This is a genomic window from Legionella nigrisilvae, assembly GCF_977063395.2.
Genome location: NZ_CDRUGZ020000012.1, coordinates 1 through 255, shown reverse-complemented (window position 1 = coordinate 255; position 255 = coordinate 1). Strand labels below are relative to the sequence as shown.

Here is a 255-nt window from a genome sequence, read left to right as displayed (position 1 = left end):
TCCTTAGTTGCCAGCACGTAATGGTGGGAACTCTAAGGAGACTGCCGGTGACAAACCGGAGGAAGGCGGGGACGACGTCAAGTCATCATGGCCCTTACGGGTAGGGCTACACACGTGCTACAATGGGCGATACAGAGGGAAGCGAAGGGGTGACCTGGAGCTAATCTTAGAAAGTCGCTCGTAGTCCGGATTGGAGTCTGCAACTCGACTCCATGAAGTCGGAATCGCTAGTAATCGCGAATCAGCATGTCGCGG

At 54.9% G+C, this 255-nt stretch carries 1 rRNA gene; it reads left to right on the top strand.

From position 1 onward, the window contains the following. Positions 1–255 (top strand): 16S ribosomal RNA (locus ACWTE2_RS05075); the annotation flags it as partial.